The sequence below is a fragment of the Acinetobacter sp. 'aerobic (ED)' genome (assembly GCF_904886855.1).
Taxonomy (GTDB): domain Bacteria; phylum Pseudomonadota; class Gammaproteobacteria; order Pseudomonadales; family Moraxellaceae; genus Acinetobacter; species Acinetobacter courvalinii.
Genome location: NZ_CAJHGI010000005.1, coordinates 77,055 through 94,820, shown reverse-complemented (window position 1 = coordinate 94,820; position 17,766 = coordinate 77,055). Strand labels below are relative to the sequence as shown.

Annotated in this window: 17 protein-coding genes; 10 read left to right on the top strand and 7 right to left on the bottom strand. The window is 43.8% G+C overall.

The window, feature by feature from the left end:
• The first annotated feature begins 44 nt into the window (after positions 1-44).
• Together JO943_RS11735 and JO943_RS11730 are read left to right on the top strand one after the other, a co-directional pair.
• Positions 45-632 (top strand): cob(I)yrinic acid a,c-diamide adenosyltransferase, encoded by a 588-nt coding sequence (locus JO943_RS11735; protein WP_005288971.1) that lies wholly within the window; start codon positions 45-47, stop codon positions 630-632.
• A gap of 21 nt (positions 633-653) precedes the next feature.
• On the top strand, positions 654-1,370 hold the full coding sequence (locus JO943_RS11730; RefSeq protein WP_202740866.1) for a glycerophosphodiester phosphodiesterase: 717 nt from the start codon (positions 654-656) through the stop codon (positions 1,368-1,370).
• Positions 1,371-1,400: 30 nt separating this feature from the next.
• Here the strand turns inward: JO943_RS11730 and JO943_RS11725 are convergent, their stop codons facing one another.
• On the bottom strand, positions 1,401-1,928 hold the full coding sequence (locus JO943_RS11725; protein WP_202740865.1) for an META domain-containing protein: 528 nt from the start codon (positions 1,926-1,928) through the stop codon (positions 1,401-1,403).
• A gap of 211 nt (positions 1,929-2,139) precedes the next feature.
• On the opposite strand from JO943_RS11725, the gene JO943_RS11720 reads away from it, so the two are divergent.
• The 3 genes from JO943_RS11720 to JO943_RS11710 all read left to right on the top strand — a co-directional run bounded on the left by JO943_RS11720 (position 2,140) and on the right by JO943_RS11710 (position 5,543).
• Entirely contained in the window at positions 2,140-3,309 is a 1,170-nt protein-coding gene (locus JO943_RS11720) for an acyl-CoA desaturase (protein WP_202740864.1), read from the top strand.
• A gap of 135 nt (positions 3,310-3,444) precedes the next feature.
• Positions 3,445-4,887, top strand: a complete 1,443-nt coding sequence (locus tag JO943_RS11715; protein WP_202740863.1) for a protein adenylyltransferase SelO — start codon at positions 3,445-3,447, stop codon at positions 4,885-4,887.
• Between the two features lie 74 nt (positions 4,888-4,961).
• The gene (locus JO943_RS11710; RefSeq protein WP_202740862.1) at positions 4,962-5,543 is read left to right on the top strand and encodes a L,D-transpeptidase family protein; all 582 of its coding nucleotides are present in this window, start codon (positions 4,962-4,964) and stop codon (positions 5,541-5,543) included.
• Between the two features lie 562 nt (positions 5,544-6,105).
• On the opposite strand, the gene JO943_RS11705 is transcribed toward JO943_RS11710, so the two are convergent.
• Positions 6,106-6,792 carry a response regulator gene (locus JO943_RS11705; RefSeq protein ID WP_004652437.1) on the bottom strand — a complete coding sequence of 229 codons (687 nt, stop codon included), beginning with the start codon at positions 6,790-6,792 and terminating at the stop codon, positions 6,106-6,108.
• Positions 6,793-6,837: 45 nt separating this feature from the next.
• On the bottom strand, positions 6,838-8,508 hold the full coding sequence (gene baeS / locus JO943_RS11700) for a sensor histidine kinase efflux regulator BaeS (protein ID WP_032870083.1): 1,671 nt from the start codon (positions 8,506-8,508) through the stop codon (positions 6,838-6,840).
• A gap of 131 nt (positions 8,509-8,639) precedes the next feature.
• On the opposite strand from baeS, the gene JO943_RS11695 reads away from it, so the two are divergent.
• The 4 genes from JO943_RS11695 to JO943_RS11680 all read left to right on the top strand — a co-directional run bounded on the left by JO943_RS11695 (position 8,640) and on the right by JO943_RS11680 (position 13,687).
• Entirely contained in the window at positions 8,640-9,014 is a 375-nt protein-coding gene (locus JO943_RS11695; protein WP_202740861.1) for a heavy-metal resistance, read from the top strand.
• Positions 9,015-9,323: 309 nt separating this feature from the next.
• Complete coding sequence (locus JO943_RS11690; protein ID WP_009512093.1) at positions 9,324-11,126, top strand: acyl-CoA dehydrogenase C-terminal domain-containing protein; 1,803 nt, start codon at positions 9,324-9,326, stop codon at positions 11,124-11,126.
• Positions 11,127-11,288: 162 nt separating this feature from the next.
• Positions 11,289-13,070, top strand: a complete 1,782-nt coding sequence (locus tag JO943_RS11685; protein ID WP_202740860.1) for an acyl-CoA dehydrogenase C-terminal domain-containing protein — start codon at positions 11,289-11,291, stop codon at positions 13,068-13,070.
• Between the two features lie 119 nt (positions 13,071-13,189).
• Positions 13,190-13,687, top strand: coding sequence for a phosphate-starvation-inducible protein PsiE (locus JO943_RS11680; RefSeq protein ID WP_005226874.1), 498 nt, complete (start codon positions 13,190-13,192; stop codon positions 13,685-13,687).
• Positions 13,688-13,729: 42 nt separating this feature from the next.
• On the opposite strand, the gene JO943_RS11675 is transcribed toward JO943_RS11680, so the two are convergent.
• Together JO943_RS11675 and JO943_RS11670 are read right to left on the bottom strand one after the other, a co-directional pair.
• Positions 13,730-14,089, bottom strand: a complete 360-nt coding sequence (locus tag JO943_RS11675) for an RcnB family protein (protein ID WP_005226872.1) — start codon at positions 14,087-14,089, stop codon at positions 13,730-13,732.
• A gap of 152 nt (positions 14,090-14,241) precedes the next feature.
• Entirely contained in the window at positions 14,242-14,733 is a 492-nt protein-coding gene (locus tag JO943_RS11670; protein WP_202740859.1) for an RcnB family protein, read from the bottom strand.
• 179 nt (positions 14,734-14,912) lie between these two features.
• Here JO943_RS11670 and JO943_RS11665 point away from each other — a divergent pair, with 179 nt between their 5' ends.
• The gene (locus JO943_RS11665; protein WP_032870209.1) at positions 14,913-15,350 is read left to right on the top strand and encodes a hypothetical protein; all 438 of its coding nucleotides are present in this window, start codon (positions 14,913-14,915) and stop codon (positions 15,348-15,350) included.
• A gap of 83 nt (positions 15,351-15,433) precedes the next feature.
• Here the strand turns inward: JO943_RS11665 and JO943_RS11660 are convergent, their stop codons facing one another.
• Positions 15,434-16,243, bottom strand: coding sequence for a hypothetical protein (locus tag JO943_RS11660; protein WP_202740858.1), 810 nt, complete (start codon positions 16,241-16,243; stop codon positions 15,434-15,436).
• Between the two features lie 25 nt (positions 16,244-16,268).
• On the bottom strand, positions 16,269-17,732 hold the full coding sequence (locus tag JO943_RS11655; protein WP_202740857.1) for a phospholipase D family protein: 1,464 nt from the start codon (positions 17,730-17,732) through the stop codon (positions 16,269-16,271).
• Positions 17,733-17,766 lie beyond the last annotated feature (34 nt).

Below are 17,766 nucleotides of genomic sequence, written 5' to 3'. Positions count from 1 at the left end.
CGACATTATCCCCTTTTTATTTTCAGGATCAGAGAAACAGAACTATGGGACATCGTTTAAGTAAAATCTATACACGTACAGGTGACTCAGGCACAACAGGTCTGGGAGATGGCTCACGTGTTGCCAAAGATGATTTACGCATTGCTGCTCTCGGTGATGTCGATGAACTCAATGCAACCATTGGTGTACTGCGCGCACAAATCAGTGCCAGCCAAATTGAAACTAAAGCGCATTGGGATAAAAGCTTAAGCCTGATCCAACACTGGTTGTTCGATCTAGGTGGCGAAGTCTGTATTCCAAACTATCACCTGCTTCAACCGGTATGCATCGACTTTCTGGAAAAAGAAATCGACCACATGAATGAGTCTTTACCGATGTTAAAAGACTTCATTTTACCATCGGGCACTTTGGCTTGCAGTTATGCACATCAAGCCCGTGCCGTCTGCCGTCGTGCAGAACGTGCGTTATTGTCGGTACATCATCGCGACCAGAATATTCAGGCGACTGCGCTACAATTATTGAATCGCTTATCCGACTGGTTATTCGTTGCCTCACGAGCTTTACAACGCGCCGAAGGTGGTAGTGAAGTGCTATGGCAAAAGAATATTAACGACAGTATCGATCAAGCATAACTTTTCAATAGGCAGAGACAAATGCGAATTATTGGTCATCGTGGTGCGCGTGGTGAAGCTCCTGAAAACACTTTAGGTGGTTTTCGTTATCTGCATGATTTAGGCGTACATGCAGTCGAGTTTGATGTACGCCAATTGAAAGATGATCAACTGGTCGTGATCCATGATGATGACTTTGTACGCACTGCGGGTCGTTCCCAGCAGGTTGAAAGCTGCAATTTATTCGAAGCTCAGCAATTCGATCATCGCCATCAATGGCAGGCATGGGCCTTTGAAGAATATACCCCTAGCCTTCCCCATGTTCTTGAGTGTCTCACTGACTTTGAACATATCGAAGTTGAAATTAAAGCCGTTGCAGATGATGCAGCAGCTGAACGCTTGGTCTATCAACTGCATCAAGATTTAAAAGGTTTTGAGCAAAGCGCAACCATTACCAGTTTTGATGTCAAAATTTTAGCTGCCTTACAGCGCCATCAAAGTCATTTTAAGCGAGGATTATTGGTTGAAATTCCAATTGGGGAATATGCGATTGAACTAGCGCAGCAATATGGCTGCTGTCAGATTGGCTGGGGAGATGCCTTGGCGACAGATGAAATCATTGAACGGACCCAACAGGCCAATCTTGAGATTAGTGTCTGGACAGTGAATGAGGTTGAACGTGCCAAGCACCTGCAGCAGTTAGGTATTCAAGGTTTAATTACCGATGTTCCAAGTACCATGTTGCAACATTTTAAATAAGAAAAGGCGGAATAAATTCCGCCTTTTGTTTTATTTCTTACGCTGGGCCTGAATCAAACGTTGCCCTTTTGCATCTAATAAATACAGGTTTGCACCATCCAGCTGGAAACGTTCAACCCGTTGAATCGCATCCATCAAATCTGCCTCTTGCGCCAAAGCGCGGTTACAGCTTTGATGCTGTGCCATCACATCAAAATCCAGTTTACGCTGGCTGAAATCATATTTATAACGACCATAAATATTGTTGCAGCCGGTATGCCCTGACACCATCTTGGAAACCGAGTTAAGCTGAAAACCGGGATACTGGTTAAAGAACAACGCGCGCTTGCTTTGGATAGTGGTAATTTGCCAGTCCACATCTTGCACACCATCGGTACTTTTACGGACTTGCATGGCAGGTGGCTGTGTCACCCGTTTTGGCTGCAAGCTATGTTTTTGCGCGGGCTGCGGTTGGCTTTGGCAGGCTGCAAGCATGACAGCGGCAGAGAAGATTAAAGTTTTGTTAAAAAATGCCTTCAAAGAAAAAATGGGATTTTTCATGGTAATTTGCTCAGACATTGATTTATTTCACCTTTTAATTCATTGACCATATTTACAAATGAATTCTGTTACTGTTCTTCCGATACAACTGTACAATAATACTAGTGCTAATCGATTTGGGCATGCTAATATCAGTGATAAAATAGCAATATATCGTCATGATTGGTTTTGCTATCTCGTTTAGTTTTATTATCTTGTACAAACAAGGTTATTAGGAGCGCTGACGGATATGACTTCCGCCCCACTCAAAAAGGCACCCATTAACTGGACTGCTAGCATTACCTTAATTGGCACACCAATTCTTGCCGCTATTTTAATCCCTTTATACGCTTATTATTATGATTTTAGTGTAAGTGCTTGGGTGAGCATGATCTTCCTTTTGGCGCTGAGTAGCCTGGGCATTACAGCTGGTTATCATCGTCTTTGGGCGCATCGTGCTTATGAAGCGGCATTACCGCTGAAAATTTTATTGATGATTGGCGGTACCTTTGCTGTGCAGAACAGTATTTTGTTCTGGGCTTCAGGTCACCGCACCCATCACCGCCATGTCGATGATGTCGATCAAGACCCGTATTCAATTAAACGTGGTTTCTGGTATGCACACTTGGGCTGGATGATTCGCGATCACTCGCCATCTGAACCTGACTTTAAAAATGCCCCTGATTTGCTCAATGACAAACTGGTGATGTTCCAGCATAAATATTATGTGCCAATGGTCATCGCTGTTCATGTCGGTGTACTGGGCTTAATCGGATGGGCGACTGGCGACATCTGGGGCGTGATTTTACTGGGTGGTTTATTGCGTTTGATCATCAGTCACCATGTGACCTTCTTCATCAATTCGCTTTGCCACATGTGGGGCAAACGTCCTTATACCGATGAAAATACCGCACGTGACAACTTTGTCTTAGCTATTTTCACTTGGGGTGAGGGTTATCATAACTACCATCACATCTTCCAGTACGACTACCGTAATGGCGTGAAATGGTGGCAATATGACCCAACCAAATGGTTAATCTGGACCAGCTCAAAGCTCGGTTTAGCGAAGAACTTACGTCGTATTCCAAGCTTTAATATCAAAAAAGCTGAACTTGCGATGAAGTTTAAATATGCGGAACGCGATCTTGCGATCTATGGGCATGATGTCAATACCGACATCGTGCAAATGAAACAACGTATTGCCCAAGAATATGAAGCATTTACCCATACCTTAAATGATTGGGCCAAGCTGAAAGAACAAGAGCTTCATGCGAAAAAAGCAGCCATGGCTGAAAAAATCCATCAAATGGATCATAAGCTGAAAGTTGATTTCCAGTTACTTGAACATCGTTTAAGTCATCACCGTGAATGTTTGGAAACCTTGATGCGTAACATCAAAAAAGCGCCTGTTTCTGAATAACAGCTTAGCAATTAAAAATGGTCTCAAATTGAGGCCATTTTTTATATCTGCTGTTTCATCCCTCTGTTCTACGCTTCCCCATTGCATCGGTTAATTTGTTATAGTCATAGATCAGTCTTTCAAGATGATTCGCTTATGCAATTTAACCCTCGCTATGATTCTTTAAATCCGAAGCTGTATCATCAGCAACAGCCCAGTCCGTTGCGTGGTGCCAAAGCAGGCCATTTCAATGAAGCCTTGGCAGATGAATTGCAATGGAGCGAAGAAGATAAAGCTAACTGGGTGGAAATCTGTAGCGGTCAAAAAACCTTTGCCGAATTTCCACCACTTGCCATGGTCTATGCGGGGCATCAATTTGGACAATGGGCAGGACAACTGGGTGATGGTCGGGGTTTGCTGATCGGACAAATCCTGAATAAACACGGCGAGACCATTGATCTACATCTCAAAGGTGCAGGTTCAACCCCCTACTCGCGCATGGGCGATGGCCGTGCTGTGCTGCGTTCGGTAATTCGTGAATATCTCGCTGGACATGCCTTAAATGCTTTGGGTGTCGCATCAAGTCATGCAGTCGGTTTTACCAGTTCAACTCAGGGCGTACAACGCGAAACCCTAGAGCTAGGGGCAATGCTGTTGCGCACTTCCGAATGCCATATTCGCTTGGGTCATTTTGAATGGATCAATCAATATGCGCCTGAACTGTTGGCTGAATTCACGCAAAAATGTATCGAATGGCATTATCCAGAATGCCTTGAAGCTGAACATCCAATTCTGGCCTTTGCTCAAGCCGTGATTGAACGAACTGCGATCATGATTGCCAAATGGCAACTGGTCGGTTTTGCACATGGGGTGATGAATACCGACAATCTCAATATTACCGGTTCAACACTGGACTTTGGCCCTTACGGTTTTATGGAACGTTTCCGTCCAAACTGGATTAACAACCATTCCGATTATCAGGGCCGTTATACTTATCAGAACCAGCCAAGCATCGGGCACTGGAATCTGTGGACATGGCTAAACAACCTGATTCCATTAGCATCGGCCGAAGATAAAGAACAGTTCAAACTAGATCTGGCGAGTTGCCTAGAGAAATTTGAACCCACCTTTTTGCAGCATTATGGTCAGGGACTCTGTCAAAAAATGGGACTGCCGCATTTTCATAAAGACAGTCTGGATTGTAGCTTTGCCTTCTTGAGAATTTTGCAAACCGAGCAACTGGATTACACCCAAAGCTTTATTCGTTTGCAACAGCAAGATTATAAAGCTTTAAGAGATGACTGTATTCATGTGCAACAGTTTGATGATTTCCTGACACATTACCAGAATATCCGTCAACATCAGGATACGGATGAATTAAACCAGCAAATGCAACAGGCCAATCCGCAGTATATCCTGCGCAATCATATGGCGCAGAAAGCCATTGAGCAGGCTGAACGTGGTGATTTTAGTGAGGTTGACCGTCTATTTAAGCTGCTGAATCAGCCCTATCAAAAACAGCCTGATCTGGAAACCGAAGCAGATACTGCCCCTTTACCAAGTGATGTACCAGAGGTAATGGTGAGCTGTTCATCTTAATTTTGAGTCGTTGTGATTCGCTTGGGTCGCGATTGCGGCTCAGGTGAGCTATTTATTTTAAAAAGAAGAACATCATGAAAACTGGATTGATTGTTGGATGTGTTGCTTTAATCATTTTATTGGCACTGGCTTTTTATCAGTATGGCAAGTTCATCCCCACATTTGCAGCAACCCATACGCCACTTTCAGCCGAACAAATACAACAGCTCAAACAGAATAAACCCGTGACCTCAATTGAAGTCTTTAAGCGCCAACGTATTCTACAATTAAAACATCAACAGGAAGTCATTCGCAGTTATCCGATACGTTTAGGCTTTGATCCGATCGGACATAAACAATTTGAAGGTGATGGCAAAACGCCTGAGGGAACTTATTCTATTGATTGGCGCAATCCACAAAGCGCTTATTATAAATCTTTGCATATCTCCTACCCCAATAAAACTGATACGACCTATGCCCAACAGCACAATCGTTCTGCGGGAGGAAATGTGATGATTCACGGGACAGTGCCGACACGTGCCACCTCATTTCCTGCCAGTGCACGCTATATGCCACGCAAAGACTGGACCTTAGGCTGTATTGCAGTGACCAACTCGGATATAGACGAAATATGGCAACTGGTTGCTGATCATACGCCGATTATCATCCACCCCTAATGGGGGCAATGCTCAGATGAGCTTGCGGATAAAGGCGATGATCAAACCGAGCAAGGCTTATTCAGGGGATAAGTTTCTAATCCAGAAATAATCTCATTACAGCAATCCAGCTCATCACAAGTGATTGTAAAGTAATGTAATCTTAGTTTGCGCAGAATCCAGTGATGTTCCATTTAAAACCAGAAAAGCAGATAATTTCGACAAAATCTTTGCGAAACTATCCACATTTTCTGTGGATAACGCTGTGGTTATCCACAGGATAAAAGTTTTTGCCGTGCTTTGCCCATTATCGTCACAAAATTTCGTCCTCTTTCAGTTCCTCTATCCAAAGAAAACCATGAGCTAATTTAAGAAAACTATTCTACATTTTCTTGGATATGAGCTGCGTTGTAGCAGCGCAAGGGGTAGCCACAGGATAAAACTTTTTGCCGCGCTCTACCCTTTACCCTCATTAAAACTCATCTCATATCATTCTCTCTATCCGAAGAAAAAGAGATGAGTTCATCTATAGAAACTGTTCCAGATTTTTGATTATGTGTCACTACAAACCACGTAATGCTGATTACTCATCTGGATATTCAAAACGATAACCGACACCATACACCGCTTGAATCCATTCATGACGATTGCCTGTATCCGCTGCTTCTGAAATCTTACGACGCAGGTTTTTAATATGGCTATCAATCACACGGTCTGCCACATCGAAGCTGTCCGGATTGATATGATCGAGCAACTGTGCACGTGAATAGACCTGTCCAAGATGTTCTAAAAACAGCTCCAGTAAACGGAATTCTGTTGGGGTCAAGGTCAATGCTTTTTGCTGATACCAGATGCGTTGCTGCGCTTTATCAATACGGAATAGATCATTCTGTTCAGGTTCCGCTTTACGCTCTAAACGACGCAAAACAGCCTGAACACGGGCAACCAGTTCTTTGGGACTAAAAGGCTTACAGATATAGTCATCTGCACCCATATTGAGACCCAAAACACGGTCAATTTCTTCAGTCCGTGCCGTCACCATAATGATCGGCAGATCAGACTGCTCACGTACTTTACGGCAGATGGTTAAACCGTCCATACGCGGCACCATCAAATCCAGAATCATCAAGCTTGGTTTACGTTGCTGGAACTGGGTATATGCATCTTGACCATCATGGAACATACTGACTTCAAAACCAGCAGCCTCCAAATAATCACGAACCAACTGTGCCAGTTCAACCTCATCTTCAACCAACATGATATGTTTCATGGTCTTCATCCTATCCATCATCCTCAACCAAAGAGGATCTAAAAGTTACGTATTTTGTTTCGGGAAAGTCAGTACACAACGTAATCCACCTAATGGTGAATGATCGAAAGTCAGTGAACCACCTAAAGCTTGTGCCAGTTTACATGATAAAGCCAAACCTAACCCTGTACCGCCTGTACTGCGTGTACGTGAATCGTCGACACGGTAGAAACGTTCACCCAGACGGGCCAGTTGCTCATCATTCATCCCCAATGGACTGTCATCTACATACAATATCCATTGTTGCTCATCTTGTTGAGTGTGAATCTGTATTTTTCCACCTTGTTCAGTATAGCGAACACAGTTCCCCAGCAAATTGACAATAATCTGTTTAAAACGATCACGATCTAACGAGAGTAAAGCGCCCTCTCCCGACAAGGTAACGTCCAGCTGATTTTGCTCAAAGGTTGATCTGAAGTTTTCGACTTCTTGCAGCACCACATCCCACGGATTGACTTCGGCAAAATAACATTTCAACTGTTGTGCATCGGCCTGAGCCAGATCCGCCAGATCCTGAGTTAATTTTTTCAAACTGCTGACCTGACGCATCATGGCCGCAAGGTGTTCAGGTGTGGCTTTACGAATCCCGTCCTGCATCGCTTCGATTTGTGCCTGCAACACGGCCAATGGCGTTTTCAGCTCATGCGAGGTATCGGATACCCATTGACGGCGTGACTCTTCATGATGGTGCAAGATGTCTGCCAGATGATTGATCTGATTGGACAAATCACCTAATTCATCATTACGTCTGATCTTCACCTGATGCTGATAGTTACCACGCGTCAATTCTAAAGTGGCTTTTAACAGGCGTTGAATCGGCTTTTTAAAATAGGTCGCCATTAGCAGTGCTGCAATCAAACTAGACAATACCGTTAATGCATAGACCAAAAGCAGATAGCGTTTTTGATTACTAAAGAAGTTAATACTGGATGCATCATCCTGGTCCAGTACCGGTTTTAGGCCTAGATAACCTACCACCCGTTCATCCACAATAATCGGACGGAACGAGATTTGATCGGTAGCCGGTTCACCGACAATAAACTGCTGATTTTCATCATATAAAGATAGGCGTGAACTCAGGCCTAAACGGTCAGGAATCGAGACAAAACGCTTTTTACCATGCTCGGCAGGCGCACTTAATTTATGCTCCTGTTTGTCATCTTTATCATCTTTCTTTAAACGGAACTGGCTTGGGCTGAGTGGAAAACGTAGTCCTTCAAAGGGTTGATATTCGGAGGGTAAATTTTGTTTGAGGATTTTGAGTTCTTCATCATTAAAGATCTGACGGTTTCTCATCTCAACATTATTTTGCGCCAAAGTCGGAGATAGACTCAATAAAGTATGGTCATTAAAATAACGTTGCTGCAAGGCAATGTCATACTGGCGACGTAACCACCATTGAGACAGCCGGTCGTAGTCGTCTGGCGCTGCAGTTCCCTCGATTTGCAAGATCTGCGCCTGAATGGCATTGCCCCAGTCGTGATAAACCGTATAAACATTGCCTAAGTTAGCAATCAGCCGATCCAGTTTCTGCATCTCGACATCGGCCACATAGCGGGCAAAGTTCTTTTGCATGGTCCAATGCAAAACGCCCAGACTGATGGTCGCGATCAGCAAGGTAGTCAGTAATACCGTTAAAAACAGGCGTAAGGCTAAAGGGACACGACGAACATTCAAACGCTTAATCTCAATAGTGTTCTATTTATGGATTGTAACCAACATGGTTCAAAAAAACTCTCCATTGTTTCTTCATCTTTATTATCTAATCTTTAAGCATCAAATCACAACTGCAGACGCTGGATAAAACAATGAACAAGACAAAAATTGTATTGATGACCACCTTACTCGGTTCTGTTTTAGGTTTGGCTGCCTGTCAGTCGACCACACCAGCGGAACAGTCAATGGATCGTGACCACCATCGTCACAATATGCAACGTGCACCACTTACCCCTGAACAGCGTGCTGAATGGCAAGCGAAACGTGAACAGCGTTCAGAACAACGCGAACAAATGCGTCAGCAAAATCAGGCACAACGCGCCCAGATCGAACAGGCATGTCAAGGTAAACGTATCGGAGAACGCGTCAATGTGCAATGGAATAAACGTGTCATTCAAGGTACTTGTGAAGTTCGCTTTACCCCAGACCAATCACAATTCAAGCGTCAAGCGAATCCAACAACGTAATCACCCTCTCCTCTCCGGCGCTTTCAAAGCGCCTTTTTTTATGGTTGAAATACAGTTTTTGTGACTACACAGCTGCTTACGATTTTAGCTGAACAGTTTCACTCAAATGCTGGAAAACCACCTACAATCTAAGCGCTTAAACAGGTTGAACCATAAACTTTGACTTAGCAGTCACTAAGAAATGACCTGCAAAAGCTTGTACCGAACTATAACTTGTTGCACGATTAGCGCTACAAAATGGTGCTCTTGGGCACATTTATCATTGACTAAGATTATAACTCTGGTTTAACCAGTATTGAGGAACCCGCTATGCCACAATACAAAGCACCCTTACGTGATATGCAGTTCGTCTTGCACGAATTATTAAATGCTGAAGCACATTACGCAAAACTTCCTGCATTTCAAGACACAGTAAGCCGTGAATTGGTTGATCAATACTTAGAAGCAGCGGCTGATTTCTGCGAAAACGAACTTTCTCCTTTAAACCAAGTGGGCGACCGTGAAGGTTGTACTTGGAACGACGGTGTTGTTACGACTCCGACAGGCTTTAAAGAAGCGTATCAAAAATATATCGAACTTGGCTTCCCGTCTCTTTCTGCTGATGAAGAGTTCGGCGGTCAGGCATTACCAAACTCTTTAGGGATCGCAATCTCTGAAATGGTGGGTACTGCAAACTGGTCATGGGGTATGTACCCTGGTCTTTCTCATGGTGCTGTGCGTACTTTAGAACACCACGGTTCTGATGAGCAAAAAAATACTTACTTGCCAAACCTTGTTTCAGGTGTTTGGACCGGTACCATGTGCCTGACTGAATCTCATGCAGGTTCTGACTTGGGTATCATCCGTTCTAAAGCTGAACCAAATGCGGATGGCAGCTATGCAATCTCTGGCGAGAAAATCTTTATCTCTGCTGGTGAACACGACATGGCTGAGAACATCATCCATATCGTACTTGCACGTTTACCGGGCGCGCCAAAAGGTACCAAAGGGATTTCTCTATTCATTGTACCGAAGTTCAATGTCAATGCTGACGGTTCTATCGGCGAGCGTAATGCAGTACGTTGTGGTTCAATCGAACACAAGATGGGTATCCATGGTAATGCGACTTGTGTGATTAACTTCGACCAAGCAAAAGGTTACTTGATTGGCCCTGAAAACCGTGGCTTAAACTGCATGTTCACCTTCATGAACACAGCGCGTATCGGTACTGCGGTTCAAGGTTTATCTGCATCTGAATCTTCTTTCCAAGGCGCTTTGGCGTATGCGAAAGACCGTTTAGCGATGCGTTCGCTTTCTGGTCCTAAAGCACCTGAAAAAGAAGCTGACCCAATTATCGTTCACCCTGCTGTTCGCAACATGCTGTTAACGCAAAAGTCATTTGCTGAAGGTGGTCGTGCGCTGGTTTACTTATTGGCTCAATATGCAGACATCGTTGAAAAAGGCGAAACTGAAGAAGAGCGTAAGTTTGCTGACAATATCTTGTCTTTGTTAACGCCAATTGCAAAAGCATTCTTAACTGAAACTGGTTCTGAATCTGCGAAGCACGGTGTACAAGTCTTTGGTGGTCACGGCTTTATTTCTGAACACGGTATGGAGCAAATTGTACGTGATACACGTATCGCTTGCCTATACGAAGGAACAACCGAGATTCAAGCGCTTGACTTGTTAGGTCGTAAAGTATTGCAAACTCAAGGTGCAATGTTAAAAGACTTCACCAAGATCATCCATAAATTTGTTGAAGCAAACAAAGACAATGCGGCGATGCAAGAGTTCATTGCACCATTGGCTGCTGCAAACAAGGAATGGGGCGATATCACCATGCAAATTGGTATGCGTGCAATGCAAAACCCGGATGAAGTGGGTGCAGCTGCGGTGGATTACCTCTACTTCTCTGGCTATGTAACGCTTGCTTACTTATGGGCACGTATGGCACTTGTTGCTCAAGAGAAATTAGCAGAAGGTACCACTGATGTTGACTTCTACAATGCAAAAGTGACCACAGCTCGCTTCTACTTCAAGAAGATCCTGCCACGTGTTCGTTCGCATGTAGACGTACTTTCAACTGGCGTTGCGCCATTGTTTGAACTTGATGCGGAACACTTCGCTTTCTAAACATAGTTTAGAATGAGATGCAACGTTCATCACGGAAAAAGGACTGGTCAGTTTTGACCGTCCTTTTTTTGTTTAATCAATGCTAAATTTATACGATTCAATTCATTTGTTCGTTTTATTTGATCATTTTGCACATGACGCTGTGCGTAGAAAGGAACGATTATGCCAATTTACAATGCTCCTCTAGCAGACATGAAATTCATCTTGAATGATGTATTTAAAGCAGAACAATTTTGGCAGGCCAATGAAAACCTGGCTCATGTAGATGCTGCAACAGCTGAAGCAATTTTAGAAGAAATGGCGAAATTTGCCCAAAACGTGACACATCCGTTAAACCGTACGGGTGATGAAGAAGGCGCACGTTGGGAAAATGGTGAAGTTTTCACACCAGCAGGTTTTAAAGAAGCATTCCGTCAATACGCTGAAGGCGGCTGGATCGGCTTAGGTGCAGACGAAGAATGGGGCGGTCAGGCCATGCCAAAAATGCTGACGGTACTGTCTGATGAAATGCTGTTCGCCACCAACCCATCATTCATGCTCTACCCGCTTCTTTCAGTGGGTGCAGGGATGGCTTTAAACAGCTATGCATCACAAGAGCAAAAAGAAACCTATTTACCTAAAATCTATTCGGGTGAATGGTCAGGTACCATGTGTCTCACCGAGCCACATGCAGGTACAGATTTAGGCATTATCAAAACCAAAGCTGAACGCAATGAAGATGGGACCTATAACATTACCGGTACGAAAATCTTCATCACCGGTGGTGATAACGATCTCGCTGAAAACATCATTCACCTGGTCCTTGCGAAAACCCCTGATGCACCTGCAGGTTCACGTGGCATTTCGTTATTTATCGTACCGAAATTCTTGGTGAATGAAGATGGTTCTTTGGGCGAACGCAACCCTGTTGGTCCTGGTTCAATCGAACACAAGATGGGGATCAAGGCATCTGCAACTTGCGTGATGAACTTTGACGGTGCCAAAGGTTATCTGGTCGGTAAAGAAAACGAAGGCCTTGCTGCGATGTTCGTGATGATGAACTACGAACGTTTATCAATGGGTATCCAAGGTCTTGGTGCTTCTGAATTTGCATATCAAAACGCAGCACAATACGCGACTGACCGTTTACAGGGTCGTAGTGCTTCTGGCGTTCAATCACCAAACAAACCGGCAGACAGCATTTTGGTACATGGTGATGTACGTCGTATGTTGCTCAATGTACGTGCCAACAACGAAGCATCTCGTGCATTTGCGGTGTATGTGGGTCAACAGCTCGACATCACTAAATTCTCAACTGATGCTGAAGCCGTGAAGAAAGCCAATGATCGCGTTGCTCTTTTGACACCAATCGCAAAAGCTTACCTCACTGACACCGCTTTCCAGGCGACGCTCGATGCGCAAATGGTGTTCGGTGGTCATGGTTATATCCGTGAATGGGGTATGGAACAATGTATCCGTGATCTTCGTATTGCTCAAATTTACGAAGGCACCAACGGCGTTCAATCTCAAGATTTAATTGGTCGTAAAACCATTAAATGTGGTGGGGCATTCATCGCAGAATACATCACCGAGATCCGTGACTTTGCCAATGATCTAGATACAGATTTGAACTTCATTAAAGATGTAACTCTAGACGCTGCAACTGAAATTGAAGCGATCACCCAGTTCATCATTGAACAAGCAGCCGAAAATGCAGAGTTCCCGAACTCAGCTGCAGTTGATTATCTACATGCTGTTGGTTTACTCAGCTTTGCTTATATGTTCGCAAAAATTGCAGCAGCGGCAAAAGACAAATCTGGTGACTTCTACCAGAACAAAATTGCATTAGCGCAATACTTTGTCGATCGTATCTTGCCTGAACTCGATGCGCGTTTAGCGAAAATCAAAGCAGGTTCAGACTTGATCATGAACTTCAGCGAAGATTACTTCACCAATCAAGCTTAAGTCGCATTCAATCATAAAAACTGCCTCAATCTAGGTTGAGGCAGTTTTTTTATGCCTATAATAAAATCAGCATAAAACTTGCATATCATTCCAATCATCATGTTGAGCATATAAACCGTATGTCGAACTCCAAAGATAAACTTGAAGGCTTACCTCGTCTACTTGATCGCTTCGGTCATTACGCAGTTGAAGCCTTTCATTATTTAGCCCTGTTTATTATCGGCTGTATGATTGCATGGTCAGCCGTACATACCGTGATTGAAATTCTGACCGTAAAACAGTACGCCACCATTGATGATATCTTGCTGCTATTTATCTATCTGGAACTGGGCGCCATGGTCGGGATTTATTTCAAGACCAATCATATGCCAGTGCGCTTTCTGATTTATGTTGCCATTACCGCACTGACCCGTTTGCTGATTGCCGATATTCAGCATAACCATAAAGCATCAATGGATTTGGTGATTACTACAGGTTCGATCCTGATTTTGGCAGTGGCGATTCTGGTGGTACGTTTTGCATCGTGGAACTACCCTTCCGTGATTCGTGGTAAAGATCAGGAACAACCCTTGCCTTCCAACAAAACACCTCGGCCACAAGATGATGAACTGGCATAAATTAAAAAAGCAGGCTGATTGCCTGCTTTTTTAATTTAGGGGTTATGCCACCCGGAAAATACGATATTTGGAATCCACCAGTACATATTTTCCTTGTACCTGCATCCAGTTATAGCCACGTGGCGGCTGATAAAGGCGGTGGTTACGATAGTTAGATACCACATAACGATGACTACGGAATTCTGACGGTAAACGCTCGCCACGTTTGAAATTGATGCGTTGACCATAATGATTGCCGCGATCGCCATTCGACCAGCGTGGTTGTTCACGGTGATCATAGCGGTGGTCATAACGATCATAGCGGTCTTTATGATCATGATTCCAACGGTTTGAATCTGCCATGGCTGAAGCAGAGACACCAAGCATCAGTGTTGATACAAGCAATACGACGGTCTTTTTCATTGTGTGATCCTGAGTTTTTTGATCTAAAACCAGATTAAGAAAAACTCTAGGAGAAAGCATGAATAAAACCCACGACATTGCAAAGCTTTGTAATGAATAGCGAGAAATTATGGAGAATCCGCTCCATCCAAAATTAAAAAGCAGATGTCAGATCAGCGAATCATCTCAATAGTAAAGTTGTCATCCGTCACTAAAAGATAACGCCCATCGACCACCACCCAATGTCGACCACGTGGCGGTTCACGCAAAGAATAAGAATCCCAATCCCGCAGCACGTAACGCTCGCTACGGAACTCACCCGGTAGCTCATTTCCCACCACAAAAGACTCGCGGCGATAGCTACGCTCATATTGAGTGTCCGGATAATATTCGACACGAACACCCGGTCGATAATTCCGGTGAGGATAATCATTATTTTGATAGGGCTGATAATAATAGCCTTTTGGTGGTGCAGTCGGTGTCGCGCGCTGATTCGAGAATGCAAACGGGTCTTGTGCAGGCGGTTGATAGGCCGGCCTCTGCTGGTGATAGGAACGGCGCTCTACCCCGCTATAACCACCCCAAGCATTATCAGCATGGCTCATCATAGGGAGATAGCTCAATATAGCTGCCAAGCCATAAATATAAGGTTGAAATTGCTGCATCGTGATCTCCCTAAAAGCAGAGTGTCTTTCTATTTTAGAATAAAAAACCAGCGCCACTGTTGTCATCATATTTTTTCAGATTAACTGTCCAATTTCATGGATAAAATGCAGCAAGCTGTAGCTTTGCGTAGATATGTTAGAATCAGTTTTTTGGTTTTGAGGCAACATCTGTGGCTGAAATGAATTTTGATCGTCTCTATCAATTTTTCTGTAAAGTGCCTAGCGTACAAGAATCCCGTATCGTGGCGCATGGTGCAGATGGTCAGCATGCCTGGTGGTTTAAATTCAATATTGATGTTGAACATGCCTTGGCATGGCAAACTGTGCAAGAACTTGGGCATGTCCTCAATTATTTATCCACCAATGAACGTTTACCGACCCAGTTTTTCCCTGTATCACCACCACCCTATATGAATGGTGAAGCCAAAGATTTTCTAGGCTGGGTGATCCAGTGTAATCATCCGGAATTTAGCCCGGATGTGGTTTGTGACTGGTTAGAGGCGCGCTTACCGAACCCGGTCGATGATGAAAGCCAGTGGAAAATCAAAACCGATTTAAGTGAACTGGAGCAAATGGCCGATAAAGATCTGGATCAGTTGATTCCACCGAGTCCTTAATTTTTTATTGAGGATATATCACTTTCAACACGCTGAATGCCAACTAAGCTGCTGAATTTAGCGTGTTGAACACTCAACCTGAATCAGGATAGGTCGTAATCTAAATATTCTTGCGGTGATTCAGAATAAGGTAAAATCAGATAATCATGTTTTAAAATGAGCGCTTTCAGTTGTTGCTGATGGGAAGCGTCTAAAGGATAAATCAACGCCAAATCCTGAATTAAATCTTCAACCTTTTCAGCTTTAAAATCTGCTGTTTTGATCCATCCTAATAACGCTGCTCCGAGGCCGATAAATTCAAAACCATAGGGTTGCATTTTTTGAATCAGCGCATAATTCTCGAAAGGATCAAAATCACAAGAAAAATAGCCATTCGGCAGCATCGCCAATTTCAATGCTTCTGTTTCAACAGCCGCCACTTTAACCATGATTTCAGTATGAGTAGAAATCAATAGATCTTGATTGAAATAAAGCAGTGCTTCTAAGTCATTTTCATCGTAATGCTGCATTTTTTCAGCCAGGCTTTCAAAACGCTGCTGCTGTGCGGGATCATTCAATTGCTGAAGATAATGCTGCAATTGTTTTAGAACACATACATTTTGATACGTTTGCTCCCATCGTGGATCATCAACTTCAATTCCCTTGAGGTCGTCACTAAAATCAACATACAGACGCTCATCCTCGACCGCATGCATCGAGGTGTATTCTGCCTGTGCTCGATCATCCAGAACCAGAAACACTTTTTTAGGATAGACTTCCTGTTTAAGGGAGCGATAGCATTCTAACAGTTCTGCCCAACTTTGAATTTCAACAATATCGGCATAATGATTAAATTGATGTACCTCTAAATCAATCTGCTGATCCTGTCTGATATTCAGTTTAATCTTCGCCATTGTGTAGAACTCTATTTATGCTGAATTAAAAAGTGGATAAGCCTGACCATTCCATAAAACGATAGATCCAGTATTTCACTTTGGATTCATCGGCATATTTTGCATAATCCACTGTAATTTGACGTGCATTGGCATTTGTCCATGCGGCATCAAAGTATTGCCCTGCATCTTTAAATACAGGCGCTTGTGCTGAACCGATCACACGCATATCAGTTTCAAGATTATAGTTTTTCAGGTTGCGTGCGGTCAGATTAGCAGAACCGAGAATGATTTCCGCTTGCTGGGCATTATATTTCAGCAACATCTTGCTATGGCACTGTTCACCACGCGTATCGCACCAGCGAATGGGAATACCGGCAGCATGAAGTTCTGATGCGACTTGACGATTGGGCATACCATTCTTTTGACGGCCAAATGCATCTTTATTCGGATCGATCATGATCCGGATGTTGACACCACGTTGTTGCGCCTGTTTAAGGGCTTTAATGATCTTGCGTTCCGACAAATAGAACATGGCCATATCCAGATGCTCATTGCGCTTTGCTGTCTCAATCATTTTCAGTACAGCATCATAAATGGCTTTTTCAGTCAGCACTTGCACCTGCGGCAAGGTTTTGTCTTCACTCACCCCACCCATGATCACAAAGGGACTGGAACCCTTTGACATGTTGGCAACGGCTTGTTCAGTTTGTAAAACATCAATGGCGGTTGGCCCATCTACCACCAGTGCCACATTGCTATGATGCGAACTGCCATCATGCGGATTGGCAGAGGTCACCAGACTTTTCCAGCCATCCACCGTATCAACCACCAAAGTTTTACGATGATTGGCCTTGAAGTTAAATAACTCCAGATAACTGCGTAAGGTAATCTTATCATTGCCAAACGGGCTGCTTAACCAGCCGCCTTCAGGATTATTGCCCAGGTTTTGACAGCAGATATACCAGAATCCCGACCAAAGCGGATTAGAAGCACGCAATGGTTTTAAATCGGTTTCAATTACATCCACACCTGCTTGACGCAATTGCAGATAATGTTTCGGTGTCATCCCGCCATACACCGAATTGATCGGATCGGTAATCACCACAACTTCGACATTGGGATGCAAACGACGCTTCACGATCAGCGCATCGGTCAACTCCTGCATCAAAGGCAACTGTTTCACCTTAGAAGCGCCGACTTCCTGATTAAACAGGAACATATCCAGCACAATAGTGGTCTGGGCCTGATCAATTAAATGGAAGACTTCCTTGAAAATATGCTGATCGACCTGTTGCTGGCCTTGTGCATCGATATAGGTCTGATCGGCTAAAAATTTCACATTGGCATGACGCAGCTGCCCGGTAAAATCCAGCCCTTTCGGGAGCGGCTTTACGGTGTGGTAGATTGCCGAAGCAATATACCCAATCGCAAAAATACTCAATATGACTGCCATGTAACGTCGACCTGACCAGTTTAATTTTCGATGGATTCGTTGGAAGATACGCATATAAACAAAAAAAGCCCTAGCCGAATAAAAATCT

What these genes read in the sequence shown, in the direction of transcription:
- JO943_RS11735 (WP_005288971.1), top strand. Translation starts at nt 45, where the DNA reads ATGGGACATCGTTTAAGTAAAATCTATACACGTACAGGTGACTCAGGC.
- JO943_RS11730 (WP_202740866.1), top strand. Translation starts at nt 654, where the DNA reads ATGCGAATTATTGGTCATCGTGGTGCGCGTGGTGAAGCTCCTGAAAAC.
- JO943_RS11725 (WP_202740865.1), bottom strand. Translation starts at nt 1,928, where the DNA reads ATGTCTGAGCAAATTACCATGAAAAATCCCATTTTTTCTTTGAAGGCA.
- JO943_RS11720 (WP_202740864.1), top strand. Translation starts at nt 2,140, where the DNA reads ATGACTTCCGCCCCACTCAAAAAGGCACCCATTAACTGGACTGCTAGC.
- JO943_RS11715 (WP_202740863.1), top strand. Translation starts at nt 3,445, where the DNA reads ATGCAATTTAACCCTCGCTATGATTCTTTAAATCCGAAGCTGTATCAT.
- JO943_RS11710 (WP_202740862.1), top strand. Translation starts at nt 4,962, where the DNA reads ATGAAAACTGGATTGATTGTTGGATGTGTTGCTTTAATCATTTTATTG.
- JO943_RS11705 (WP_004652437.1), bottom strand. Translation starts at nt 6,792, where the DNA reads ATGAAACATATCATGTTGGTTGAAGATGAGGTTGAACTGGCACAGTTG.
- JO943_RS11695 (WP_202740861.1), top strand. Translation starts at nt 8,640, where the DNA reads ATGAACAAGACAAAAATTGTATTGATGACCACCTTACTCGGTTCTGTT.
- JO943_RS11690 (WP_009512093.1), top strand. Translation starts at nt 9,324, where the DNA reads ATGCCACAATACAAAGCACCCTTACGTGATATGCAGTTCGTCTTGCAC.
- JO943_RS11685 (WP_202740860.1), top strand. Translation starts at nt 11,289, where the DNA reads ATGCCAATTTACAATGCTCCTCTAGCAGACATGAAATTCATCTTGAAT.
- JO943_RS11680 (WP_005226874.1), top strand. Translation starts at nt 13,190, where the DNA reads ATGTCGAACTCCAAAGATAAACTTGAAGGCTTACCTCGTCTACTTGAT.
- JO943_RS11675 (WP_005226872.1), bottom strand. Translation starts at nt 14,089, where the DNA reads ATGAAAAAGACCGTCGTATTGCTTGTATCAACACTGATGCTTGGTGTC.
- JO943_RS11670 (WP_202740859.1), bottom strand. Translation starts at nt 14,733, where the DNA reads ATGCAGCAATTTCAACCTTATATTTATGGCTTGGCAGCTATATTGAGC.
- JO943_RS11665 (WP_032870209.1), top strand. Translation starts at nt 14,913, where the DNA reads ATGAATTTTGATCGTCTCTATCAATTTTTCTGTAAAGTGCCTAGCGTA.
- JO943_RS11660 (WP_202740858.1), bottom strand. Translation starts at nt 16,243, where the DNA reads ATGGCGAAGATTAAACTGAATATCAGACAGGATCAGCAGATTGATTTA.
- JO943_RS11655 (WP_202740857.1), bottom strand. Translation starts at nt 17,732, where the DNA reads ATGCGTATCTTCCAACGAATCCATCGAAAATTAAACTGGTCAGGTCGA.